This is a genomic window from Halovalidus salilacus, assembly GCF_031852275.1.
Classification (GTDB): domain Archaea; phylum Halobacteriota; class Halobacteria; order Halobacteriales; family Natrialbaceae; genus Halovalidus; species Halovalidus salilacus.
Genome location: NZ_CP134700.1, coordinates 2648298 through 2672410, shown reverse-complemented (window position 1 = coordinate 2672410; position 24113 = coordinate 2648298). Strand labels below are relative to the sequence as shown.

Here is a 24113-nt window from a genome sequence, read left to right as displayed (position 1 = left end):
CGAACACACGAAGACGATCCATCGAGTCCTCCAACATCCACCGTCACGTCGCCTCGAGCCGTTCGACGCCCGTCATCGCATCACTCGAGCCCGATCCCGACCGTTCGACGCCGATCCCGTCCGAGGAGGCGGTCGGTCCGCACCGGGTGTACGCCCGGTCGAAGTCCACCGACTCGAGTCGCCGTCCGACGGTTTTACCCGTCACCCGACGTCCGCTCGAGTCGGTAGACCGAAATTCCGTCGTACTGCCCGTCGTCCACCGGGCCGCGGTACGCCTGGTGGTTCGCCACCGCGCCGACGATCCGCCGGTCAGTCGACGAGTCGGTGTACGCGAGGACGACCCAGACGTCGCCGCGTCCGTCGACGGCGTCGCGGACGTCCTCGGCCGACGCGTCCGGTTGGATCCGGACGGTCGGTACGCCCGAGCGGTCGAAGTAGAAGCTGAACGGCCGCTCCGCGTACGGCGCGCTGACGAGGACGACGTCGTCGCCGTCGGCGTTCGCCTCGACGTCGGCGGCGGCCTCCCGCCACTGTTCTTTCTGGTCCTCCTGGTAGTAGGTCGGAAGCGGGAGCACGAGGCCGACGACGAGTACGCCGACGACGACGTACCGGAGCGGCGGGAGCGAGATCGTCCCCGCGCCCTTCGCCACGAGGAGGAAGAACGCCAGCGACGCCCCGATCGAGTACCGGTCCACGAAGATGGGCTCGACGACGTGGGAGATCGCGATCGGGACGAGGATCGGGACGACGAGCCAGAGGACGACCAGGTACGTGGCGTTCACCGGTTCGTCCTGACGGGAAGCGTCCGCGGTCGCTCCGCGGTCGGAGTCGGTCGACTCCTCTCGGTCGAGAGTCGTGGTTGTCCCACCGTCGAAACTCGTCCCCGTCCCCGTCCTCGTCCTCGTTCTCGTTCTGCGATCGCTCGAGAGCGCGAGAACGAGACAGCCCGCGACGACGAGGGAGACGAGGATCGGGAACGACTCCTCGAACAGGTACCCGCCGAGGTACGCCGCGAACGTCGTCCAGACCGTCTCGGCGGTCGGGAGCGGAATCCACGACACGTTGGTCGCCTCGCCGCCGCTCGCCGCGAGCGTTCGGCGGAGCAACCGCACCAGCCACGGGGCGAGCAGGAGGGCGGTGAGCGCCTGGAGGGTGACCCAGCGGCGGATCGTCGGCCGCGACCGGGGGACGGTCCGGACGAGCGGTCGCGAGAAGACGTACGCGTTCTGGGCGAGGATCGCGAACAGGCCGAAGACGTGCGTGTAGCCGAGCAGGACCGTGGCGACGACGTACCAGACGTCGTTCCGGCCCCAGCCCTGGTCGGTCGTCCCGTCCGTTTGCATCCGCACGAACCAGTAGACGGAGAGCGCGGTCAGCAGTCCGAGCAGGGCGTACATCCGAACCTCCTGGGAGTACCAGACGTGAAAGGGCGAGACGGCGACGAGCGCGGCCGCGATCGCCCCGACCTCGCGATCGAAGAGCCGTCGGCCGATCGCGTAGACGACGATCACGGTCGCGATTCCGGCGAGCGCCGACAGCGATCGCGTCGCCAGTTCGCCCGTTCCGAAGACGGTGGTCCAGGCCGAAAGGAGGAGGTAGTAAAGCGGCGGGTGCGGGTCGTTCCCCGGTACGGTGACCAGGAGATCGTACGGGGAGTTCGACGCGACGAGGTCCACCGAGACGACTTCGTCGAGCCAGTAACTCTCGGACTCGAGGCGGAACAGGCGCAACGCGGCCGCCGCGAGGGCGATCGGGTAGAGTTCGATCGGAACGCCCGCCGGAGACGGAATCCGCTCCGCGAGATTCTCACCCGCGTTCTCGATCGTCGGGGGCGTTGACATACTGGCGACTGCACCGACGACGCGTATGAATGTTGGCCGGCGATCGGGCGTCGTCGCTAGCTCGAGCGGTTCGGTTGACCGAACCTGGTCAGCGGCTCGAGTTCCGCCTCGTCGAGGTCGTCGAAGGCGTGGCGGGCGATGACCCGCTTGTGGACCTCGTCGGCACCGTCGACGATGCGGAACATGCGGACCGCCTCGTAGAAGTCGGAGACTGGGAGATCCTTCCCGATGCCGTTGGCGCCGCAGCACTGGACCGCGAGGTCGATGGCCTCCTGGGTCACGTTCGCGGCGAACACTTTGCACATCGAGACCGGAACCCGGGCTTCCTCGCCGTCGGCGATTCGGTCCGCGGCGTCGCGAATCGACGTTCGGGCGACGTGCAGATCCGTTTCGGCTTCCGCGATCTGGTAGCGCAGGGCCTGTTTCTCCGACAGCGGCCCGCCGAACCCCTCGCGCTCGTCGAGGTAGGCCTTGGCGATCTCGAGCGAGCGCGTGGCCATGCCCGTAAAGCGCATACAGTGTGTGAGCCGCGCGGGCCCGAGGCGCTGCTGGGCGTGGGTGAACCCCTGGTTGAGGTCGCCGAGCAGGTGCTCCTCGGGAACGCGGACGTTCTCGTAGACGATTTCGGCGTGGGACTCGCCGTGGCCCATGTGGGGGACGTCCCGGATGACGTCGACCCCGTCGGCCTCCGCCGGGACGAGAAAGAGCGAACAGCCCTCGTAGGGGTGGGCGTCCTGGTCAGTACGAGCGAGCACGATCAGGATGTCCGCCTCGAGGCCGTTCGACGTCCACCACTTGTGGCCGTCGATGACCCACTCGTCACCGTCGCGCTCGGCGGTCGTCTTGATCATCTTCGGGTCCGAGCCCCCGCCGTCGAGCGGCTCGGTCATCGAAAAGCCGGACTTGATTTCTCCGTCGACCAGCGGTTTCAGGTAGGTCTCCTTCTGCAAGTCGTCGCCGGCGAGTTCGAGCAGGTGCATGTTGCCCTCGTCGGGAGCGTCGACGCGCATCGCGGCCGGGCCGAGCTGGCTCCGACCCGCTTCCTCGAAGACGGGGAGCACGTCGCGGAAGTTTTCGCCCATGCCGCCGTACTCCTCCGAAATCTGGGGCGCGTAGATGCCGTATTCGCGCGCCTGTTCGCGGAGATTCGCGATCGTTCCGCTCGAGACGGCCATTCCTCCTGCTCGCTCCCGCTCGAGCGGGAGGACCACCTCTTCCATCAGATCGCGAGCGCGGTCGGCGAGTTCGTTCGCTCGAGATGAGTCAGCGTATTGCATATGCCGTCCCGGTAGCGTTCCTCCCTCATTGTTGTAGCGCTTTTTCCCACGAATCTGGGGGAACGTGCGTTGTACACCCGTCATATGGCCCGTCGAGGGATGTGTGCGTTCGCCAACTAGGGGAAAATACCACCGGGAAGTTCGGCGTTCGTCGGATAAAATGCGTTCGTGCGCGTCGCCGCGACGAGTCCGAGGCCGACCGATGTCCAGCCACCCGGCCAGCGACGGTGCTGTGATGACGGCGTCGACCCCGTTCGGAAGAGTTATGCGTTAGCAATGCCCACCACGGCGGACACTCGGTGTATCCTCCGGGAATAATTCTTCGAAAACGCTTTTAAATGTATGATCTATACAAGCGGGTAAGAATCACGATGGAGGAACGCTTGCGGAGCAAATGGCACTTACCTATCACGTTCTCGGCCGGGAACGGGCGTGAAGTTATCAGAAATGGTAATGGGCGGATGAATTTTTTGTCGGGTGGGAGATTCGGTGAGTGCAATGGCTATTGACGAGGCCGACCAGTCAGATGTCGGCGGATATTCTGACGGCGATACATCTGCCACTGCGTCGGACGAGGAACGCGTCCACGAACCGACACGTGGGTCGGACGTACGCGTCGGGGAGTACACGTGGGCGGATTTTCTGGACGAACACGGGTACGGAGACGAAGTTTCAACCCTCTACCCCCACGGAACGACGCTCCCCGACGATCAGCTCAAACTCGAGACGGGCGAGGACGAAAAACCGGTCGTCCCCCACGGCTCGGACTGGGATCGGGTGTCGTTCGATCCGGAGGACGTCCTCGGCTTCCACCCGGACGACCTCCCGGACCTGATCGGCGAGATCGCACAGCCGAGCGCGGACGTGCTCACCGATCTCTTTCTCGAGTACGTCGACCCCGAAACGACGCCCGTCGTCAAGGACGTCTGGAGTTGGGAACATTACAAGTGGGAGTACTACTACGAGGACGACGGGAGCCGACCGCGAACGTCCAACGGGGAGATCGACCGCTTCGACGGGGAGGAGGCCCTCGGCTTCGATCCGGACGACATCGAGGAGAAACTCTTTCAGGCCGACAGCGTGGCGCTCACCATCGACGACCTCGTCGACGAACGAACCGTCAACGTGCAAGACGACATCGACGAGGACGAGTTCTTCTCGAACGACGACGGGACGACGACCGTCACGAATCGCTACGACCTCGAGAAGGCCGTCCCCCTCGAGAAGAAAAAACACTTTCGCGAGGTCGAACGCTACTGGGTGAACAAACCCTACGCGTTCGTCGTCGTCTTCCACTCGGAGAAGGAAAACGAGAAGAAGTACTACGTGATCGAGCCGTACCTGAACGAGATCGAGTCGGACCTCCAGGAGTTCCTCACGGGCAAACTCCGAACGGCGATCAAGTACTCCGACGAGGGGATCAAACAGAAGGAGACCGAGGAGGGTCGTCAGGAGGTCATCGAGGACGAGACCCGACGGCTGTTGAAACGGTACGACCTCTTCGAGAAGACGGCCGACGACGCCGACGTCGGCATCCTCGAGACGATCAAATCGCTGCTCAACGACGACGAGGACGCGGCTCACGAGTCCCTCGAGGCGCGAGAACTGGAGGGGATCGAGGTACGGCCCGAGCCGGTGATCCTCGCCGAGGATCCGGACACGCTAAACGAGTACCAGGTCGAGAAACTGCTGTACCTCCTCAAACGAAACTTCATCGGGTACGAGCGAATCGACGCCATCAAACACGACATCAACGTCGAGGACATCTCCTGTGACGGGTACGACTCGCCCGTCTTCGTCTACCACTCCGAGTACGAACAGATCATCTCCAACATCCACCACGGAACTGACGAACTCGACGACTTCGTCGTCAAACTCGCCCAGCGGTCGGGGAAGGGGATCAGTAAGCGACTGCCCCAGGTGGACGCGACGCTCCCCGACGGGTCGCGTGCGCAGTTGACCCTCGGAAAGGAGGTCTCGGACCACGGGACCAACTACACGATCAGGCAGTTCAAGGACGTCCCGTTCACCCCGATCGACCTCATCAACTGGAACACCTTTAGCCTGGACGAGATGGCGTTCCTCTGGCTCGCCATCGAGAACCACAAGAGCCTGATCTTCGCGGGGGGTACCGCGTCCGGGAAGACGACCTCGCTGAACGCCGTCTCGCTGTTCATCCCGAGCAACGCCAAGATCGTCTCCATCGAGGACACCCGCGAGGTCGAACTCCCCCAGCGCAACTGGATCGCCTCCGTCACCCGTCCGTCGTTCTCCGACGACGCACAGGGCGACGTCGACGAGTTCGACCTCCTCGAGGCCGCGCTCCGTCAGCGTCCGGACTACATCGTCATGGGCGAGATCCGCGGCGAGGAGGGACGAACGCTCTTTCAGGTCATGTCGACGGGTCACACCACCTACACGACGTTCCACGCCGACTCCGTCGACGAGGTCCTGAAACGGTTCACGACGGACCCGATCAACGTCTCGAAGACGATGTTCACGGCCCTCGACCTGGTGTCGATCCAGACCCAGACCCGGGTCCAGGGACGGAAGGTCCGCCGAAACAAGTCGCTCACGGAGATCAACCACTACGAGGCCGAACACGACGAGATCAACGTTCAGGACGTCTACCAGTGGCAGGCCGAGACCGACGAGTACCTCAAAATGGGGGACTCGAACACCCTCGAGGAGATCAGATTCGACCGCGGCTGGACCGCCGAAAAGCTCGAGGAGGAACTGTTCAAACGCCAGGTCATCCTCGCCTACCTCATCAAGAACGGCCTCAACACGTACGCGGAGGTCGCCGCCACGGTCCAGGCGTTCATCAACGACCCCGACACGATTCTCACGCTCATCGCCAACGGACAACTCGAGGAGAGCCTCGAGGACCTCCGGAAGATGGAGAGCGTCCTGATCGACGTCGACCCGGAGAAGGAGGAACTCGTCCCACGGCCCGCGGCGACGAACGAGACGTACAACCTCTCGATGGACATCCTCGAGCGAGCCGAGGAGTCGCTGTTCGAAGAGTACCGCGGGCGATCTCCGAGCGGTCTCTCGAGCGCCCTCGGCGGTATCGACCAGGCCGACCCGATCGAGGTCGACGCCGACGCCGACGAGTTCGACCTCGGCGGCGTGGCCGACGACGCGATGGACGACGACTGGGGATTCGGTTCGGCCGACGACGAGTTCGGCTTCGGCGACGCGGAGGGTGCCGAAGCCGAGGCCCCCTCCTGGCTGAGCGACGACAGCGGTTTCGACTTCGGACCGGACGAAGGGACCACGGGGTCGGACGCCGCCGAAGCCGCCGGCCCGGGAGCGGAGGCCGCTGGCTCGACCGCCGCGGATGCGAGTGCGACGCCGGAAGGGGAACGGGACTCAGACCTCCCCGCGCTGGTCGGGGACGCCGACGCGGAGGCGCCGACCCGGACGGAGTCGCAGCCAACCACCCCCGGGCCCGAATCGGATACCGACGAGTCCGCGCCGAACCCGATCGATTCGTCCACACCGAAATCGGACCCGTCCGCTCACGAACCGCCCACCGACGACACTCACGAACTGCCCACCGACGACACTCACGAACCGCCCACCGACGACACTCACGAACCGCCCACCGACGAGTCGGTCCATGACGACGTCGACGAGCGGTCGGGAGACGCGGACGCTGCACCCGCCGGGGCGGCTCAGGAGGGAGGCGACGAAGACATCGGCGGGCTGTTCGACGACATGGAACGAACGCTCGAGGGACTCGAGGCGACCGACCGCTCGGCTGCCTCGGAGGCAGACGGCGCCGACGCGGACCGGACGGACGACGGTTCCGAAGCCAACGTCGATACATCGCAGTTCGACGCGATGTTCCCCGAACGGGACCTCGATTCGATCTTCGGCTCCCGGTCGACGAGGTCGTCCGCCGAACCGCCGGGGCGAAGCCCGGAGAACATCGACGAGTTCGTGTACGAAGACGACGGCGTCGGGACGGACGACTCGCTCGAGGAAGGCGACGACGGTACCGGAAACGACGGATCGCCCTTCGGAAACTCCGGTTCGTCGATCTTCAGCGACGAGGAATCGGACGGCAAGACCGATCGCTCCCCGTTCGGTGGCGACGACGACGCGGACCGGGGCGGCGAGAACTCGATCTTCTCGCCGGCCGACGAGGCGTCGGATTCGAGCGGTTCGACGGGCGGCCCTTTCGACGAGACGGACTCCGAGCGCGGAGACGGCGAGACCGACGACCCCTCCGAACGCACGGATAACGGAGAGGAGGACGAATGAGCGTACGAACCGACGACGGGGGTTCCGGCACCGGGGTGTCCACCGGTTCGGACGCACTGGGCGATTGGTTCTATCCGCTCTACGACCGGCTGTTCAGCGACGACAGCGAGTTCGTGGCCGACGTCGAGACCAAACTCGCCCAGGCGAGGATGACCGACACGGTCGAACTCTACCTCTCTCGAGCGCTGGGGATCAGCTTCATCTGCGGATTCGCCCTGTGGATCGTGGGGATGATCCTGGGATACGGAATCTTCGCGACGGGGCTCATCACCGTCGACACCATCATCGGCATGCCGATCGGGAACGAGACGCTCCGCACTCTTCTCGTCTCGCTCAAAATTCCGGCGCTCGTAACGACGACCGGGCTGGTGTTCGGATCGATCGGCTTCGCGCTCGGCTTCGGGTCGCTGGTCGCGATCCCCTACTCGCGCGCGTCCGCCCGAAAGCGCGAGATTAACATGCTCCTCACGGACTCGATCTCGTTCATGTACGCCCTCTCGGTGGGCGGACTCAACCAGCTCGAGATCCTCGAGGCGATCGCCAAAGCAGACGACACCTACGGCGAGGTCGCCAAGGAGTTCCAGAGCATCGTCAAGGAGACCGAGTACTTCGACGTCGACTACCGGACGGCCATCCGCAAACAGGCCCTCGAGACGCCGAGCGACGAACTCGCACAGTTCCTGACGGATATGCTCTCGGTCGTCAACAGTGGCGGCGACATGGAGCGCTTCCTCGAGGACAAGAAGGAAAAGCACATGCGAACCGCCAAGCAGCAACAGGAGCTGACCTTGGAGACGCTCGAACTGTTCGGCGAGATGTACATGACGCTGTCGCTGTTCCCGCTCCTCCTGATCATCATCATGGTGATCATGCAGATGGTTCCGCAGGCGGAGGTGAGCGACGCGATGCTCTACCTCACCGTCTACGCGCTGATCCCGCTAACGGGGATCGGATTCCTGGTGCTCGTCTCGACGGTCAAACACGACGAACCCGGCGACGGCTACCTCTCGATGCGCGGGCGGAGCGAGAGCGAAGAGCGTCGCGCCCGGGGCGTCCAGGAGCAGGGGCTGCTCAACCTGGGGCTGGTCGAGCAGTTCACCGGCGAGCACGGCGTCTTCGATCGGATCAAAAACCGCGAGGGGACGTACGAGACCCTGCAGGTGCTCAAACGTCCGCACATCTTCTTCCGCGATAATCCGCTGTTGACGCTCGCGCTAACGGTTCCCGCTGCGCTCGTGATCGTCGCGACGGCGATGGTCAACGGCACGGCGCCGATGTCCACGGCCGACCTCCTCGAGAACCCCGTCTGGGGGACGTTCATCTACCTCTACTTGCCGTTGTATATGACGTTCGTGCCGCTAGCGGTCTTCCGCGAGTGGAACGTTCGCCACCGGAAGGCGGTCATCAACAAACTCTCCGAGGATCTCCGGAAGCTGGGGAGCGCGAACGACACCGGGTTGACGCTCCTCGAGTCGCTGAAATCGGTCTCCGAGACGACGGGCGGAACGCTCGCCCGCGAGTTCGAAGTGATGCACACGAAAGTCGACTACGGGATGAGCCTGAAGGAGGCGCTCATCGAGTTCAACAACAAGTACCACGTCCCGCGGCTCGCCCGGACGGTCAGGCTCATCAGCGAGGCCCAGGAGGCGTCGAACCAGATCTCGAGCGTGATCCGGACGGCCGCGCGGGCCAGCGAGAACCACGACGACATCGAGCGGGAGCGCAAGTCCCGCACCCGGATGCAGGTCGTCATCATCATCATGACGTTCGTCACCGTGCTCGCGGTGATCGCTATCCTCAAGACGCAGTTCATCGACACGATGGCCGGCCTCGAAGGCGGTTCGAGCACGAACGTGGAGGCGAGCGGCACCGGCGGTCAACTCGCGGACGCCGACCTGAGCGAGAACGTCGACACCGATCTCCTCTCGGTGCTGTTCTTCCACGCGGTGACGTTCCAGGCGATCCTCTCGGGATTCATCAGCGGCTACATCCGCGACGCGGACCTGCTCAGCGGGTTGAAGTACGTGATCGCGCTGATGACGATCGCGCTCGTCGGGTGGACGATGGTGGCCTGAGATGAGTCGCGCACGCACCGACCGGAGGGGCTCGACCTCGAGCGCCGGGGGACGCCGCCAGCGGCCGCGGACGGTGTCGATCTCGATCGATCTCGACGTTCGAAAGCGAACCCGCGTCCGCGGCCAGACGACCCAGGACTTCGCCATCGGAATCGGCGTGTTCTTACTCGCCGTGGCCGCCGTCTTCATGATCGTTCCGACGTTCGTGACGCCGTTCGAGACGTCGACCGGCAGCGCGGAGGTCGCACAGGCGGACCGGATCGCGGATACGATCGTCGACGATCTCTCGGAGTCGTCGGAGCATCCGAACGAACTCGACGAGACCGAGTTCGAAGCGTACCCGGACGATAGCGAGGGCTTAGCCGCAGAAGTCGGCCTCCGGACGAACGGCGAAGTGGCGTTCGACAAGGTGAACGTGACGATCGAGTCCATCGACGCCAGTTCCGAACCTCCGGATCCGAAGGGCGACGATCCGAACGACGCGACGACCGTCAGTTCGACCCGCATCGTGACGCTCGATGAAAGCGACCCGGACGACGTCTACAGACTGGTGGTGAGGGTGTGGTGAGATGATCGACGAGCAACCGACCTCGAAAGGCGGTTCAGATCGCGGACAGGCCTACACCCTCGAGGGATTCATCGGGGCGATCGTCGTCCTGCTGGCGGTGCTGTTCGCCCTCCAGTCGGTCGTGATCGCGCCGACGACGGGCGGACTGGCCGATCGGAGCGTTCAGTCGCAGATCCAGCAGGAGACTCAGGACGCGCTGGTCGTCACCGAACAGGACGAGAACCTCACGGAGATGATCGAGGAGATGGACGATGACGAGGCCTTCGATGAAGAAAATCGAAGCGACCCCTACTACGACGATACGGAGGATTTCGAGAAGAACACGACGCTCGGAAAGATCCTCGAGAGCGAGGACCGGTCGTACAACGTGGAACTGTACTACCGAGATAACGAGTCCGACGATTACCTGGAGACGTCGGTTGTCAGGCAGTCCGGTTCGGCCGGCCCGCCGTCTTCGAGCGCGGTGTCCGCGAGCTACGTCGTCACCATGTTCGGCGACGAAGGCGACTTCGATTCGCTACCGCAACATCCGAACCACGACGATTCCGACGATCCCGTCTACACCCTCGTGGAGGTGAGAGTAATCGTATGGTGACCGAAAACGCGGATCGAACGGCTGACCGCGGACAGTTGATCCTGATCGGCGCGATCGCGATCGCGTTCATCGTCCTCGGTACCGTGGTCGTCTTCAACGGCCTCCTCTACACGGAGACGATCTCCTCGAGCAGCACCGATCGCAGCGCTTCCGACGCTGAAGTGACCATCGACGAGATCGAGCGGGGGCTGGAGGGGATCGCCAGTGAAACGAATATGTCAGACGAGGGGCAAGCGAGGGATAATATCTCAACGTTCAACGAAAGTTATCAAAACCAGACGTCAGAAAACCGCCCTGCAATCGTCAACATCTCCGTTCAGGAGGTGGATACCGATGATCCGGATTGGGTCAGGGTGAGGGTCGTCTACGACTCGAGCGAGGTCTCGTTCAATCGAACGGTCGAGATCGACGGTGGTTCGTCGTGACGGGTCGAGGCGGGCTGCGTTTGACGGGGTGCGAAAACGACGGCCGTGAGCGGGGGTTGACCCCCACGGTCACGCACGTCCTCACCCTGGGGATCACCGCCATCCTCATCGCGGGGCTCATGATGGCCGGGAGCACCATGCTCGAGACGGAGACCGACCGGAGCGCGGAGGGGTCGCTCGAGACCGTCGGTGAGCGGGTCGCAACGGAAATTGCGCAGGTGGACAGACTCGAGAACGATTCGGACGACACCGCCTCGATGCGGGTTTCCCACCCGCGTTCGGTCGCCAACTCGGGGTACACGATCACGCTCTTGGACAATGAAACGTGCGAGGACGCGCCGCTTCTCGACGGATCGACCGACTGCGTCCGCCTCGAGGGCCACGACTCCGAGACGGTCGTCCACGTACCCGTGAAGACGGAGGCGACGCTCGAGGCCGGCGAATCGGTTCGCGGCGGAACGTTCGTGATCAGAAACGAGGGTGGAAATATTTCGATCGAGGCTGATCGCTGATGATCTCGAACATGGGTTTTAGGAACGACGAGCGCGGGATCTCCGAGGTGCTCGCGTTCATCTTCGTCTTCGCGATCATCATCACCTCCGTGGGGGTGCTCTACTCGGTGGGCTTCTCGTCGATGAACGACTACCAGGAGAACGAACAGCTGCGAAACGCCGAGCGGGCGATGGAGGCGCTCGGCGATAACTTCGACGACATCCACCGCCACGCGGGCGTGGGGCAGCGCCACGGCGAACTCTCGCTCCGACAGGGGACGGTCGTCGTCGACGATGAGAGCACGCAGATGAACGTCACGGCCGGGTCTGAGGGCCCGATCTTCGAGGACGAGAATGCGTCATTCGTCGACGGTGACAACGTCACCCTCGGCACCTTCGAGTATCGGACCGGCTCCGACTGGATCGCCTACCAGGGAAGCGGCCTGTTCAGGGGCGACGACTCGGGGAGCGCCGTCCTCGAGGTCCCGCCGATCCGGAAGACGGACGAGGGAACGCTCGTGGTCTCGATGGTCGCCATCGAGTCCGACGGACGCTCGCTTCAGAGCGGCGAGATGACGGGGTTCACGGCGACGGACACCGACGAGCGCGTGGCCGTCACTGACTCGAGCCTCGACGACGAGAACGTCACGATCACGATCCACCCCGAGCCCGGTTACGAAACCGGATGGGTACGCGCGCTCGAACGCGCCGGAGCCGAGACCGAACCAGAGTTCGATGAGACCGATGGGACGATCGAAGCCGAGTTCACAGATATCGACGCGTACACCGTCAACGTGGTCGGGATCGAGATCGACTTCTGAATAATTCGCCCCTCCGTCCACTGCGAGGGTCGGTCCGCGGATTATTCACTCCCCGTCCCGTTCCCAGTCCCAGTCGCCCGTCAACATCGGCCGCGTTCCCGCTCGAGCCGCGAGCGCTTCGATGCGCGCCGCGCACGCGTCGGCGTCGCCGGCGGCTTCGAGGTACCAGCCGTTGGGAAGTTGCACCGGATCGGTCATCGGCGAGCCGTCCCCGCGACGGGGCGAGTCGTTCAGGACCGTCGGCCCGATCCGACCGTCCTCCGCGTCCGGCCAGGGGAGCGAGACGCCGGCGAGCCCCCGCTCGAGCAGGAACGTCGTCGCGCCGACGAGCGCTCCCCGCGGACTCGAGTGACCGATCGCGCCGATCGACCCCCGCTCGCGGAAGAACCGGACGACGTACTCGCCCTCGTCGGTCCCGTCTCGGTCCCCGTCTCGGGTTTCGGTCCCGGCGTCGCGTTCGTTTCCGCTCGAGACGTCGTCCTCGTCGGATCGTTCGCCCCCCCTGGAACTCGGGGTCTCGGACCCGGCCGCGGGATCGACGCGAGGGCCGTCGTCGCCCTCCGCCGGCGCGTCCCGTTCGGCGTCCGCGCCTGCCCCGCCCACTACGTCGGAATCGGCGTACGAGAGCGATCGTCGTTCTTCGGCGGACTCCGCTCGAGCGTGTTCGTTCACGGTCGCCTCCGGGCCAGCGTCGGCTTCGGCGAAGGCGTCGACGAGCGACTGGAGGAAGCGATCGACGGCGGCGGAGAGTTCCTCCGCGTGCGCGTCGCCGGCGACGGCCGCGAGCCGATCGGTCATCGACTCTGCGAGCGCCCCCCGCTCGAGGGCGAGTCGGCGGGCTACGTGGTCCCTCGAGTGACCCTCGAGGCGTCGTCGGAGAGCCGACCGAGCGAAGCGGGCGATCGTCTCCTCGTGGTCCGGGAGGTCAGATCGGTGGCACGCCAGTCGATCGTCGCCGGTCGGGTCGGCGAGAAAGAGGAACTCCTCCCCGTTCGCGTAGATCGCCCTGTCGATTCCCGTTCCGGCCATCGCCTCGAGGAGGTCCTCGGCTCGAGTTCGCTCGAGGGGCTCGGCGAACGCCTCCGTCGCGACGAGCAGGGCGGGAACGTCGCCGATCGAACAGACGTAATCGAACGTCGTCCCGTCGAGATCCGCGTCGGCCTCGCAGTCGTCGTGGACGGTCCAGCCGAGCGCTTCGAGGAACGGGGCGACGAGCCAGGCGGTCGTCTCCGCGCGCGTCGTCGGCGGCGTCGCCTCGACCAGCGCCCCCGTTCGGGCCGCGTACGAGCGGAGGTCGAGGTCGGTCATCGGTATCGCTACTCACGGCCGGTTCTTGTAAGCCTCGCTTTCGCGTCCGGCCGAACCGATCCGGCGGTCCGTCGCGGATCATCGCGGGGGAGGCGCTAACGCAAACGGCGATCGGCCAACGCGCACGCGCTCTCGATCCCCGGCGACGGTGGCCGGAGTCCGCTCAGTCCCCGCCCTCGTTGCGCCGGTAGATCCGCAGGCGCGCGTCGCGGACGGAAAAGGCCGACTTGAGCGTCGCGGGTATCGTCTCCGCCTTCCCGATCACGAGGAACCCGTCGGGGCCAAGCGAGTCGGCGATCGTCTCGAGCATCGAGCGCTTGTACTCGTTGTCGATGTAGATGAAGAGGTTGCGACAGACGACGAGGTCGAACCCCGACTTCGCCACGCCGTTGATGAGGTCGTGGCGCTCGAACGTCACGTTGCGCTTGACGGCGTCCGCGACCCGGTACGTGTGGCCGTCGCGGTCGACGTACGACTCGTAGTCGTCGAGGAACGCGAGTTGGTCGCCGATGTCGACCGTCCGGGACTCCTCGTACTGCCCCTCGCGGGCGGTTTCGAGGGCGTCCTCGCTGATGTCGGTCCCGAGAACGTGGACGTCCGAAGCGTCGATCCCTGGGTCGTCGTGGGCGAGCATCGAGAGCGAGTAGGGTTCTCGCCCGTCGGCGCAGGCGGCGCTCCAGACGTGGACGCTGTCGTTCTCGGCCGAGAGCGTCCGGAGCACCTCCCTGATTCCCTCCCAGACGTCCGGGTTGCGGAAAAAGCCGGTGACGTTGATGCTCATCGAGTCGAGGAGGGCGTCGGCCTCCTCAGGGTCGTCCTTGAGGTGCTCGAGGTACGCTTCGTAGGTCTCGATCCCCGTTCGTCGCATCCGCGAGGAGATTCGACGGTCGAGGTAGCTGTCGTTGTAGTGGCTCGTCGCGAACGAGAGTTCGGCTTCGACGTACTCGAGGAGGGCGGTAAACGGGTCCGATTCCGCGTCGGGGGTCGCGTTTCGGTCGTGGGCGGCGGTCACAGCTCTTTCACTCCGTGCGCCTCGTCGGCCGTCTTCACGATAAGTGTCCCTGTTCCGGGCGTGAACTCGACGGTCCGACCGTGGGTGCCGCCGACGTCCTCGGCGATCAGGGGGACGCCGAGTTTCTCGAGTTCCTCCTTCGCGGCGGCGACGTTGCGCTTGCCGACGCCGTCGCCGAAGCTCTCGAACTCGAACATGTCGCTGCCGCCGGCGATCTTCGCCTCGACGGCGGTGTAGTTGGCGCCGCGCTCGACCATCCGGCGCAACAGCGCGCGGATCGCCGTGTCGGCGTACTTGCCCGGTTTCACGTCGCTGTTGTCCGCCGCGTCGCCGTCGGGCAGCATGATGTGTGCGAGGCCGCCGATCCCGGCGTCGGGGTCGTAGAGGCCGATCGCCAGGCACGAGCCGAGGCCGTACGAGCGGAGGGTGTCGTCGCCCTCGCTCACGGCCAGTTCCGAGATGCCTACCTGGACCGGCGTCGGTACTCCGGGTTCCGTTCCGTAGGTCTTCATGCGTTCTCGACTTCCTGGAACTCCGCCGTCGTCGGCGCGTCCTCGATTCGGTCCACGTCGAGGTCGTTCAGCGCCCGCTCTAGGTCGTCCTCGTCGGGGATCGCGTACACCTCGCAGTCGAACTCCTTCCCGTCGGCCATCACCAGCGTGTCGAAGACGAACGCGAAGTCCTGATTCTCCCCGAGCTGGATGATGACGGGATCGACCGCCGCGGCGCCCAGGTCGTGGATGAACTCGGGCGTCGAGTGGTCGATCGCCGTGTCGAGGACGTTCGCCCAGCCGTCGAGGAAGCCGCTGGCCATGATGTTCCCGAGCTCCATGATCGCGCTCTGTCCCATCTCGCCGAAGCCGCCCTCGTCGCCGACGTCGGTCTCCATCGGAACCATCGCGTCGACGATCTCGCGCGCGGACTCCTCGTCGAAGAGAAAGAGCAGGTAGCCGCTGGGCGTGCCGTCGAACTCGAAGGCGACGCCGACGAGCATCTCCTCGGCCACCTGCTCGGGGATCGCCTCGAGCGAGACGAAGTTGAGCCGGCGGATCTCGACGCTCGTCTCGATGCCGGTGAGCGTCGTCGCCGTCTTGGCGACCTCCTCGGCGCCGCGCTCGGCCATGCGGTCGAAGCCGTCGAGTTTGTCGTAGTCGATGCCGTCGCTCGTGCGAAGCCGTTCGAGCAGTCGGGCCATCGACCGCTGCCTGGGGAAGAGGTAGTGTCTGAAGCCGGTCTCGGCGCCGACCGTCTCGATGTGGCTCTGGAACAGGAGGGCGAGATCGTTCTCGCCGGGGGTCTCTTCGATATCCCCGAAGAAGGGCTCGGCCGTCACCCCCTCGACGAATTCGGGTGTGGAGACGTCGATGACGGCCTCCAGGACGTCGGCCCAGCCGTCGATGAATCCGCTGTTCATGATGTGGCCGACTTCGGTCACGGCGCTGCGATTCATCTCGTCGAACTCCTCCGCGTCGGATTCGGAGACGAGCGTTTCGACGATGGAGAGCGCGGCCTCCCGATCGAAGACGATGACCGAGTGCCCGTCGAGCGCGCCGGTGAGTTTGACCCGGACGCCGACCTTGTCGACGCCGTCGTCGAAGTCACGACTGATCTCCTTGCCGCGCATGAAGTTGAGCTTCGTGACGCCGACCTGGGTCTCGACGCCGGTCATGTGGCTGAGTCGGCCGGCGGCCAGTCCCGCTCCTTCTCGCGCCATCCGGTAGAACGTTCCGAGGGCGTTGACGTCGAGTTTCATGCGGTGGGCACTTCGATTCCGTTGACCATTTCGACGAACTCCTCTAAGTCCGGGAAGGCGTAGATTTCGGCTTCGATCTGGTAGCTCGGCACCGAGAGGTCGGAGTCGAAGAAGAGGGCGAGGTCGTCCCCGCCCAGCCCCGCGGTCCGGACGACGATGTCGCCGGCGGGTGCGTAGACCAGTTGCGGGGCGGCGATGTCGATGGCCCGACCGAGGACGTCGGCCCAGCCGTCGATGAAGCCGCTCGCCATCATGTTCCCCATCTCCTCGACGGCGCTGCGGGCCATCTTTCCGGAGACGTTGCTCATGTCGTCGACGACGTCCTTGAGCATGATCGCCGTGATCTTCTTCGCGCTCGCCTCCGGGAAGAGGATGAGGATGTGTCCGTGGGGCGGATCCAACAACCGCACGCGCACGCCGACCCGCTTTCCCTCGTCGAGCTGAGAGTGGATGTCGTCGATGTCGATGAAGTTGGTCTTCGTCACCTCCATCCGCGCGTCCTCGCCCGTGAGTTTACTCATGTTGGCCGCGACGCCGTTCGTCCCGACCTTCGCCATTTGATTTATGAAACCTAACTTCCGAATGTCGACCATCATCGTCATTGAATTTATTTCCTCCGTGGGTGTGTACGTCCGTTCATAGTGTGCTCACGTCCAGGATATTTACAACTTCTCCCCGACCGCGAACCGTCGCCCCGCTGAGGCCGGGGATGCCGCCCATGAAGCCTTCGAACGGCTTGACGACGACCTCCTGCTGGCCGCTGACGTAGTCACAGCGCAGGGCGATCGGACGGACGTCGTCGCGTATGCGCACGATCATCCCCGCTTCCTCGTCGTCGCCGTCGGCCCGCACGCCGGCTCGCGGCGTCTCGAGCGCGTCGTCGAGCGAGAGGACCGGATACTCGGCGCCGTCGACGACGAGTACCTCCTCGCCGTCGACCGTCTCGAGCGCGTCCAGAGAGTCGATGTCCTGGACGGCCTTGAGGGGGACGCCGAACTCCTCGCCGCCGCACTCGACGAACAGCACTTCGGCGATCGCGACCGTCACCGGCAACTCCATCGTCATCGTCGTCCCTTCGCCCGGCTCGCTCTCGACGTGGAGCGTGCCGTCCAGTTCTTCGATCGTTCGCTCGACGACGTCCATCCCGACGCCGCGGCCGCTGACGTCGGTCACCTCCTCGGCCGTGGAGAGGCCAGGGTGGAAGATCAGGTCGTACGTCTCCTCGTCGTGGAGGGCGTCGGCGTCCTCCCGCGAGAGCAGGTCGGCGTCGACCGCCGCGTCCCTGAGGTCGTCGGGGTCGATGCCGCTTCCGTCGTCCTCGACCGTGATCGTGACGCGGTCGCGCTCGCGGTCGGCGTGCACCTCGACGGTTCCCTCGCGGGGTTTGTCCGCCGCCTCGCGTTCGGCCGGCGGTTCGATGCCGTGGTCGACCGCGTTTCGAACGAGGTGGATCAGCGGATCCCTGATCCGATCGAGGATCCCGCGGTCGAGTTCGACCCCCTCGCCGGTGAGCTCGAACTCGACCTCCTTGTCCTGCTCTCGAGCGATGTCACGGACGACGCGCGGAAGCCGGTTCGCGACCGTCTCGAGGGGCACCAGTCGGACGTCCATCACCGTCTCCTGGAGGCCGGTGGTCAGCTCCTCGAGGTCGTCGAGTTCGCGGTCGAGCGTCTCGGCCACCCCGAGCTCCTCCGCCGCGTGGCGGAGTCGCACGCGCGTGGTGACGAGCCCCTCGACGAGGCGCAGCAGCGAGTCCACCTGTTCGACGTCGACGCGGACGGACTGGCGCCCCTCGACGCCGTCGTCGGTCGTCGCCCGGTCGCGGGTCTCGGGGACCGTGACGTCCGGGATCTCGAGATCGGGTTCGTCGACGATTCGGACGACATCGTCGTCGCCGTCGTCCTCCCGATCGAGGACGGAGTCGTCGCCGAAGGAGTCCGCCGCGTCGGCGTCGCGGTCTCCGTCCGCCGCGTCTCCGCCGGCGGCGTCGACGTCGGCGACGTCCGGCGACGCGTCGAACGCCGCATCGACGGCGTCGAATACGGCGTCCTCGAGGCCGTCATCGGCGTCCGCCTCGAACTCGTCGTCCGGCCCGTCCACGGACTCGTCTTCGAACCCGTCGTCGGCGAACTCGTCGTCCCCGAATCCGTCGTCGTACTCGGTCGCGTCGAATTCCTCATCGTCGTAATCGGCCGCGTTGAATTCCTCGTCGTCGAACTCGGTATCGTCCTCGAACGCGGCCGCGGCGTCGAAGTCGGTCGCGCCGGCGTCGAAGGAATCGTCGAATTCGACGTCGTCGTCGAATCCGTCCGCGTCCGCTGCGGGCGCGAACGAGTCGTCGACGTCGGTGGCGTCGAACTCGCCGTCGTCGGTCGCGATCGACGTCGCCGCTTCGTCGTCTTCGCCCTCGGGTGACGCGACTTTCGAATCGGTGTCCTCGGTCCCGTCGTCAAACGGGCTGTCAGCGTCCTCGGCCCCGTCGTCCGTCAGGTCGTCGGGGTCCTCGACCTCGGTGTCCGCCGATTCGTCGGAAGCCTCGGTCTCGAGGGCAGCGGCGGAATCGGGCTTCGACTCGGCTTCGAGGTGAGGTTCGGCTTCGAGGTTCGACCCGGACTCGTCCGGTGCGGGTGTGCGGACTTCGTCTTCGACGGGTTCGGCTTCGCTCGTCGTCTCCACGACGTCATCTCCGACCGCGTCTTCGTCGGGGGCATCGGACCCATCTGCGTCCGACTCGGCCGATCGATCGACCTCCCAGGGATCGCCAGCTTCGGTGTCCCCGACGTCGGCGTCCTCGAGCGCAGCCAGTACATCGGTGTCGTCCGCGGCGTTGCCCGCTGCCCCGACCGGGTCGTCGTCGGCGCTCGCTTCCGACGCGGCGTCCGGTTCGGCCTCGGCGTCGGTAAACGAGAAGTGTTCGACGTCGTCGACGTCGTCCCCCGCTTCATCGACGTCCTCCGGCGACGAGTCGTCCGCTATCGACCGCTCGTCAGGCTCGGACTCGAGGGGCTCGTCCGCAGCGTCCGTCGCGGCGGTCGGTTCCAGGGGTTCTTCGTCACCGCGTTCGCCCTCGGCATCGCCGGAGGTGCTCTCGTCGTCATCGGCGGTGACATCGTCGGCGGGGACTGCGTCGGTTCCGGACTCCCCGCCTGCGCCGATTTCGATCCCGGCTTCGGGGTCGGCGTCGACGTCGAGAAACGCCTCGTCGTCGGCGTCGAACTCGTCGCCGAGCAGTTCGTCCATCCCGACCTCGTCGTCGGCGTCGAACTCGTCGAACTCGAGTTCCTCGAGTTCCTCCTGCAGCTCGTCGAAGCCGACCATCTCGACTTCCTCCTTGAGCTCCTCGAAGACCGCGCTGGCGTCCTCCACGTCGTCGCCCGCGTCGTCGGCGTCGGTCGCGTCCTCGGCACTCGAGTCGGCGGATTCGGCCGCGGCTTCGGCGCCAGGGCCCGCGTTGGACGCCGCCCCGTCGTCCGCGTCGTCCGCGAAGTCGACGCCCGCCTCCTCGAAGAGGTCGTCGAACGAGCCGGCGTCGCCCATTCGGTCGAACGCCTCGAGGTCGTCGTCGTTCTCGACCTCTTCGACCATCTCGTCCAGATCGTCGAACTCGTCGAACTCGTCCAGGAGTTCGTCGACGGACAGCTCCTGTGCGTCGTGGGGCGAGAGGTCCGCCTTCGGATCGTCGGCACCGAGATCGATCTCGGAGCCGGAATCGCCGGTGGCGGCGACGGCGCCGAACCGTTCGGTGACGTCGACGATCTCGAAATCGGCGACGGCCTCCACAGGCTCGAGGGCGGCGGCGATCGCCGTCTCGCCGACGGCGGTCGCGAAGACGGCGTCGAAGCGGCCGTCGTAGTCGCCGTCCCGGATCTTTCGTTTCGAGGGCGTACAACCGACGAGGTCGAACGCGTCGATCAGCGCCTCGACGACGAGGTGACCGTCGGTGGATTCGCTCGCGCCCCCCTCCAGGACCTCCTCGAGGTCGCTCTCGTTGATCGAGAGCCGGACGAAGTAGGCGTCGTGGCGCTCGTCCGCCGGCGGGTCGAACCGCTCGAGGACGGCGTCGATCTCCTCGTCGGTCGGCGGGGAGATCGGCGGCGCGTTCCTCGCCTCGGCGATCTTCCCCCTGAGGCGGTCGATCGTCGCCGAGGGATCGGTGCGAATCTCGCCGTCGCGGGCGACATCCTCGACCATCCCCTCGAGTTCGTCGACGGCGTCGAAGACGACGTCCATCACCTCGGGGGTGACCGGGAGGGTCCCCGACCGGACCGCGTCGAGGAGGTCCTCGATCGCGTGGGCGAGGTCGCTCGCCTCCGCGAGTCCGACCGATCCGGCGTTCCCCTTGAGGGTGTGGGCGATCCGGAAGATCTCGTCCATCAGCTCCGCGTCTTCGGGCGTTCGCTCGAGGGCGAGCAACGCGTTGTTCAGCGCCGTGATGTCCGCGCGGCTGTCCTGAACGAACTCCGTCCAGTAGTCGTAGTCGTGGTGTTCGTCGTCACTCATCGGTCTCACCGTCCGTCGTGAACGCGTCGACGATCGCCCGCGCGATCGATTCGGCGGGGACGACTTCGTCGACGCACCCCGTCTCGATCGCCCGACAGGGGATGCCGAAGACCGGACTCGTCTCCTCGTCCTGGGCGATCGTTCGCCCGCCCGCGCCGGCGATCGCTTCGATTCCGGCCGCGCCGTCGCGGCCCATTCCGGTGAGGGCGACGCCGCAGAGCCCCTCGTCGACGCACTCGGCGGCCGACTCCATCGTGACGTCGATGGCCGGTCGGACGCCGTGGCGCCGCTCCCCGTCGTCGAGTCGAACCGCGAGTCCGCCGTCCGGGCCGGCGCCGGCGATCTCGAGGTGACGCCCGCCGGGGGCGACGGCGGCCCGTCCGGGGCCGACGGTGTCGCCGTCCCGGGCTTCCCGAACGTCGTACTCGCCGATCGAGTCGAGCCGGTCGGCGAACCGTTGGGTGAACTCCTCGGGCATGTGCTGGACGACGAACACCGTCGCCTCGAGGGCCGCGGGCAATTTCGCTAGGATCCGCTCGACGATCTTCGGACCGCCGGTCGAGGCACCCAGGACGATCGTCGGTCGGGTGGTGAGGTCCCCCTCGAGGCGGATCGGTTCGGCGGGTTCCGTCGACCGATCGGCCTCGGGGGAATCCTCGCGAGCGGCGTCCGCGGCGCCGGCGACCGCGACAGGTCGCCGCGCACCCGCTCGGTTCGCCCCCGTCGAGTGGACCGCCGCGGCCGCCCGGGCGAGCGCGAGCGAGGAGACGTCCGCGTTCGCGAGGTCGTCCACTTTCCGGACGACGGCCTCCGTCAGGTGGCCGATGTTCTGCGACCCCGATCCGTCCGGTTTCTGGAGGACGTCGGCGGCACCCCGCTCTAAGGCGTCGAGCGTGGCCTCCGCGCCGTCGGTCGTGTAGGCGCTGAGCATCAGAATCGGAGTCGGCTTCGTTCGCATGATCCGCTCGACCGCCTCGATCCCGTCGAGTTCGGGCATCTTCACGTCCATCGTGATGACGTCTGGATCCGACGCCCGGACGCGTTCGATGGCCTCGCGTCCGTCGGCTGCGACGTCGACGTCGTAGCCGGCCCGGGTCAGCGCGTTGCCGACGACTGATCGCATAAACTGCGAGTCGTCGACAACGAGTACTCGCGTCATGCCGCGACGACGTCTGCGATGGCCTTCCGGACGCTCGGCTCCTCGAACGGCTTCGTGACGTACCCGTCGGCGCCGGCTTTCACCGCCAGTTTCATCTTCTCGCGCTGTCCGACGCTCGTACACATGATCACTCGTGAGTTGGGATCGAGCTTCTTGATCGCCGCCGTGGCCTTGATCCCGTTGCACTTGGGCATCACGATGTCCATCATGACGATGTCGGGTTTCTGTTCTTTGTACAATTTGACCGCCTCGGCCCCGTTCGACGCCTCTCCGACGATGCGGTAATCCTGCTCTAATATTTGTCGCAGTAAGTTCCGCATAAAATGAGAGTCGTCGACGATAAGAACCCCTGTCGTCATTCGTTGTACACCAGCCAGTGATAGCAATACGACTACCATAAATGCTGTCTCCCGATTATCACACGTGATAAACGTTGGCTACCGGTTGATTGTACGGCGACCGTCCGTCGTGAGAACCCGCGTCGGTGAGAATTGACGTCGGCGAACGGGTCCGCCCCCGTCGAGACCGACTACCCGAGGTGTCCCGAGGCGAGCAGTAACCGTTCGACGTCGACGACCGGCGTGACCTCGACGAGTACCTCCCGGGGTTCGTCCCGCCGGGGCTCCCCCGCGTCGTCGGACTCCTCCGAGAGGTCGAGTTCGAACACCTCGCCCGTTCGGTCGGTGTTCGCGTCGCCGAGGCCGAGCCTCGAGCGACCGGTTCCCCGCTCGACCCCGCCGAGCCGTGTACCGGCCTCGGTCGCCGATACGCCGTCGGCGTTCTCCCCCGTCCGTTCCGCACCCGCGGTCCCGACCGCCACCGGACTCCGATCCGGGGTTCGTTCTCGCTCGCGCGCGATGAGGCCGGTGACGAGCGGGTGCTCGAGCGCGTTTCCGTCGACGTCGCTCCCCTCGACGTCCTCACGGCCGAGAACGTCGCGTTCGGGGACCGTTTCGACCCCGTAAACCTCGTCGACGCGGATCGCCGCGGATTGCTGGTCTGCGGGGTGGTCGAAGACGGCCAACTGGTTCAGTTCGGCCCCGTCCTCGGCGTCGGGGAAGTGGACCCGCGGATCGATCACCGCGGTGATCTCCCCCCGGAGGTCGGCCACGCCCTCGATCGCCGGGGGCGCGCGGGGAACCCGCGCCAGTTCGTCGGGGACGTCGGTGACCGTCCGCACGTCGTCGACGGGGAAGGCGAGACGGAGCGAACCGATTCCGAGCACGACAAATCGCTCGAGCGTCTCGACCTCGTCGTCGCCGGCGTCGCGGGGGTCCCGATCGTCCGGGTCGTCGATCGTGATGCCGAGTAGTTTTTCTGGGAGGTCCGAGGCCATGTTCTCGTTCGTCAATCATACCCCAGCGATAAAACGTTGACTCCGGTCTGCCTCCGGCAGAGTTTCGACGAACGGGGACGACCCGATCACCGCACACCGCGCGACCCGGATCGTGCGCGTCTCGAAAGACCTACAACACGGACTTCCTTCCCCGGTATCGGAATGACTGCGGTCACGGATCGAAACGCCGACCGGGTTGCGACGGTGCTCACGTTCGAACTCGAGGGCGGGTGGTACTGCGTCGAATCGGAGCGAGTCGCCTCCGTCCTCGGCGTCGCGGGCGACGACGCGCTCTCCGACGCCGAGGATCCGTGGAACGCGGGGACGGTTTCGATCGCGGGCGAGCGGGTCCGAGTCGTCGACCTTCCGCGGGTGTTCGGCGCGTCGGCCCACACCGTCGAGCGCGTCGCGGAGCCGAAACTGCTCGTGTTCACAACCACCGACGCCGATGAGACCCACGTCGGGTGGCTCGTCGACGAGGTCGACGGCACGGCGACGGTCCGGATAGGCGACCTGCGCGCACCGGCCGTCGAGACCGAGGCCATCGCCGGACGGGTGGAGATCGCCGATCTCGAGTGCGTCTGGCTCGACGATCTGGCGCTCAACGGCGGCGAGGAGACCGGGGACTGAACTGGGGCTGATCGGGCGCCGCTCCGCCCGATCGAGCGCGACCGTCGGCC

Annotated in this window: 20 protein-coding genes; 8 read left to right on the top strand and 12 right to left on the bottom strand. The window is 65.9% G+C overall.

From position 1 onward, the window contains the following. Window positions 1-43: 43 nt before the first annotated feature. From RJT68_RS13190 to RJT68_RS13180, 3 genes are read right to left on the bottom strand one after another with little or no spacing between them, the layout of a single operon-like run. Window positions 44-205, bottom strand: coding sequence for a hypothetical protein (locus tag RJT68_RS13190; RefSeq protein WP_407037020.1), 162 nt, complete (start codon window positions 203-205; stop codon window positions 44-46). After that, entirely contained in the window at window positions 195-1841 is a 1647-nt protein-coding gene (locus RJT68_RS13185) for a glycosyltransferase family 39 protein (protein WP_407037019.1), read from the bottom strand. Before RJT68_RS13185 ends, RJT68_RS13190 begins: the two co-directional genes overlap by 11 nt. Before the next feature lie 56 nt (window positions 1842-1897). Then, on the bottom strand, window positions 1898-3118 hold the full coding sequence (locus RJT68_RS13180) for an acyl-CoA dehydrogenase family protein (RefSeq protein WP_407037018.1): 1221 nt from the start codon (window positions 3116-3118) through the stop codon (window positions 1898-1900). A gap of 498 nt (window positions 3119-3616) precedes the next feature. On the opposite strand from RJT68_RS13180, the gene RJT68_RS13175 reads away from it, so the two are divergent. The 7 genes from RJT68_RS13175 to RJT68_RS13145 are packed head-to-tail and all read left to right on the top strand — an operon-like array spanning window position 3617 to window position 12365. Beyond that, window positions 3617-7390 (top strand): ATPase, T2SS/T4P/T4SS family, encoded by a 3774-nt coding sequence (locus RJT68_RS13175; protein WP_407037017.1) that lies wholly within the window; start codon window positions 3617-3619, stop codon window positions 7388-7390. Then, window positions 7387-9465, top strand: a complete 2079-nt coding sequence (locus RJT68_RS13170; RefSeq protein WP_407037016.1) for a type II secretion system F family protein — start codon at window positions 7387-7389, stop codon at window positions 9463-9465. The genes RJT68_RS13175 and RJT68_RS13170 overlap by 4 nt, the downstream gene beginning before the upstream one ends. Window position 9466: 1 nt before the next feature. Then, window positions 9467-10033: a DUF7287 family protein gene (locus RJT68_RS13165; RefSeq protein WP_407037015.1), complete on the top strand. Its 567-nt coding sequence runs from the start codon at window positions 9467-9469 to the stop codon at window positions 10031-10033. 1 nt (window position 10034) lies between these two features. Then, window positions 10035-10628 (top strand): DUF7288 family protein, encoded by a 594-nt coding sequence (locus tag RJT68_RS13160; RefSeq protein ID WP_407037014.1) that lies wholly within the window; start codon window positions 10035-10037, stop codon window positions 10626-10628. After that, entirely contained in the window at window positions 10622-11053 is a 432-nt protein-coding gene (locus RJT68_RS13155; protein ID WP_407037013.1) for a DUF7261 family protein, read from the top strand. Before RJT68_RS13160 ends, RJT68_RS13155 begins: the two co-directional genes overlap by 7 nt. 20 nt (window positions 11054-11073) lie before the next feature. After that, window positions 11074-11565, top strand: coding sequence for a DUF7266 family protein (locus RJT68_RS13150; protein ID WP_407037012.1), 492 nt, complete (start codon window positions 11074-11076; stop codon window positions 11563-11565). Further along, a complete protein-coding gene (locus RJT68_RS13145) occupies window positions 11565-12365 on the top strand; it encodes a DUF7289 family protein (RefSeq protein WP_407037011.1) in 801 nt (266 codons plus the stop codon). Before RJT68_RS13150 ends, RJT68_RS13145 begins: the two co-directional genes overlap by 1 nt. A gap of 45 nt (window positions 12366-12410) precedes the next feature. On the opposite strand, the gene RJT68_RS13140 is transcribed toward RJT68_RS13145, so the two are convergent. The 9 genes from RJT68_RS13140 to RJT68_RS13100 all read right to left on the bottom strand — a co-directional run bounded on the left by RJT68_RS13140 (window position 12411) and on the right by RJT68_RS13100 (window position 23433). After that, window positions 12411-13673, bottom strand: a complete 1263-nt coding sequence (locus RJT68_RS13140) for a hypothetical protein (protein WP_407037010.1) — start codon at window positions 13671-13673, stop codon at window positions 12411-12413. Window positions 13674-13836: 163 nt separating this feature from the next. Beyond that, window positions 13837-14685 carry a CheR family methyltransferase gene (locus tag RJT68_RS13135; protein ID WP_407037009.1) on the bottom strand — a complete coding sequence of 283 codons (849 nt, stop codon included), beginning with the start codon at window positions 14683-14685 and terminating at the stop codon, window positions 13837-13839. Beyond that, complete coding sequence (locus RJT68_RS13130; RefSeq protein WP_407037008.1) at window positions 14682-15197, bottom strand: chemotaxis protein CheD; 516 nt, start codon at window positions 15195-15197, stop codon at window positions 14682-14684. Before RJT68_RS13130 ends, RJT68_RS13135 begins: the two co-directional genes overlap by 4 nt. Beyond that, entirely contained in the window at window positions 15194-16438 is a 1245-nt protein-coding gene (locus tag RJT68_RS13125; RefSeq protein ID WP_407037007.1) for a chemotaxis protein CheC, read from the bottom strand. Before RJT68_RS13125 ends, RJT68_RS13130 begins: the two co-directional genes overlap by 4 nt. Then, entirely contained in the window at window positions 16435-17040 is a 606-nt protein-coding gene (locus tag RJT68_RS13120) for a chemotaxis protein CheC (RefSeq protein ID WP_407037006.1), read from the bottom strand. The genes RJT68_RS13125 and RJT68_RS13120 overlap by 4 nt, the downstream gene beginning before the upstream one ends. A 34-nt stretch (window positions 17041-17074) precedes the next feature. Then, window positions 17075-20938: an ATP-binding protein gene (locus tag RJT68_RS13115; RefSeq protein WP_407037005.1), complete on the bottom strand. Its 3864-nt coding sequence runs from the start codon at window positions 20936-20938 to the stop codon at window positions 17075-17077. Next, a complete protein-coding gene (gene cheB / locus RJT68_RS13110) occupies window positions 20931-22097 on the bottom strand; it encodes a chemotaxis-specific protein-glutamate methyltransferase CheB (RefSeq protein ID WP_407037004.1) in 1167 nt (388 codons plus the stop codon). The genes RJT68_RS13115 and cheB overlap by 8 nt, the downstream gene beginning before the upstream one ends. Beyond that, window positions 22094-22456 carry a chemotaxis protein CheY gene (cheY, locus tag RJT68_RS13105; RefSeq protein WP_407037003.1) on the bottom strand — a complete coding sequence of 121 codons (363 nt, stop codon included), beginning with the start codon at window positions 22454-22456 and terminating at the stop codon, window positions 22094-22096. Before cheY ends, cheB begins: the two co-directional genes overlap by 4 nt. Before the next feature lie 170 nt (window positions 22457-22626). Further along, window positions 22627-23433 carry a chemotaxis protein CheW gene (locus RJT68_RS13100; protein WP_407037002.1) on the bottom strand — a complete coding sequence of 269 codons (807 nt, stop codon included), beginning with the start codon at window positions 23431-23433 and terminating at the stop codon, window positions 22627-22629. A 162-nt stretch (window positions 23434-23595) separates the two neighbouring features. Between RJT68_RS13100 and RJT68_RS13095 the strand changes: the two genes are divergently transcribed. After that, a complete protein-coding gene (locus tag RJT68_RS13095) occupies window positions 23596-24063 on the top strand; it encodes a chemotaxis protein CheW (protein ID WP_407037001.1) in 468 nt (155 codons plus the stop codon). Window positions 24064-24113: the final 50 nt, after the last annotated feature.

Bases quoted from the DNA above. Each gene is read 5' to 3' on its own strand.
- RJT68_RS13185 (WP_407037019.1), bottom strand. From the start codon at position 1,841: ATGTCAACGCCCCCGACGATCGAGAACGCGGGTGAGAATCTCGCGGAG.
- RJT68_RS13180 (WP_407037018.1), bottom strand. From the start codon at position 3,118: ATGCAATACGCTGACTCATCTCGAGCGAACGAACTCGCCGACCGCGCT.
- RJT68_RS13175 (WP_407037017.1), top strand. From the start codon at position 3,617: ATGGCTATTGACGAGGCCGACCAGTCAGATGTCGGCGGATATTCTGAC.
- RJT68_RS13170 (WP_407037016.1), top strand. From the start codon at position 7,387: ATGAGCGTACGAACCGACGACGGGGGTTCCGGCACCGGGGTGTCCACC.
- RJT68_RS13165 (WP_407037015.1), top strand. From the start codon at position 9,467: ATGAGTCGCGCACGCACCGACCGGAGGGGCTCGACCTCGAGCGCCGGG.
- RJT68_RS13160 (WP_407037014.1), top strand. From the start codon at position 10,035: ATGATCGACGAGCAACCGACCTCGAAAGGCGGTTCAGATCGCGGACAG.
- RJT68_RS13155 (WP_407037013.1), top strand. From the start codon at position 10,622: ATGGTGACCGAAAACGCGGATCGAACGGCTGACCGCGGACAGTTGATC.
- RJT68_RS13145 (WP_407037011.1), top strand. From the start codon at position 11,565: ATGATCTCGAACATGGGTTTTAGGAACGACGAGCGCGGGATCTCCGAG.
- RJT68_RS13140 (WP_407037010.1), bottom strand. From the start codon at position 13,673: ATGACCGACCTCGACCTCCGCTCGTACGCGGCCCGAACGGGGGCGCTG.
- RJT68_RS13130 (WP_407037008.1), bottom strand. From the start codon at position 15,197: ATGAAGACCTACGGAACGGAACCCGGAGTACCGACGCCGGTCCAGGTA.
- RJT68_RS13125 (WP_407037007.1), bottom strand. From the start codon at position 16,438: ATGAAACTCGACGTCAACGCCCTCGGAACGTTCTACCGGATGGCGCGA.
- RJT68_RS13120 (WP_407037006.1), bottom strand. From the start codon at position 17,040: ATGACGATGATGGTCGACATTCGGAAGTTAGGTTTCATAAATCAAATG.
- RJT68_RS13115 (WP_407037005.1), bottom strand. From the start codon at position 20,938: ATGAGTGACGACGAACACCACGACTACGACTACTGGACGGAGTTCGTT.
- cheB (WP_407037004.1), bottom strand. From the start codon at position 22,097: ATGACGCGAGTACTCGTTGTCGACGACTCGCAGTTTATGCGATCAGTC.
- cheY (WP_407037003.1), bottom strand. From the start codon at position 22,456: ATGACGACAGGGGTTCTTATCGTCGACGACTCTCATTTTATGCGGAAC.
- RJT68_RS13100 (WP_407037002.1), bottom strand. From the start codon at position 23,433: ATGGCCTCGGACCTCCCAGAAAAACTACTCGGCATCACGATCGACGAC.
- RJT68_RS13095 (WP_407037001.1), top strand. From the start codon at position 23,596: ATGACTGCGGTCACGGATCGAAACGCCGACCGGGTTGCGACGGTGCTC.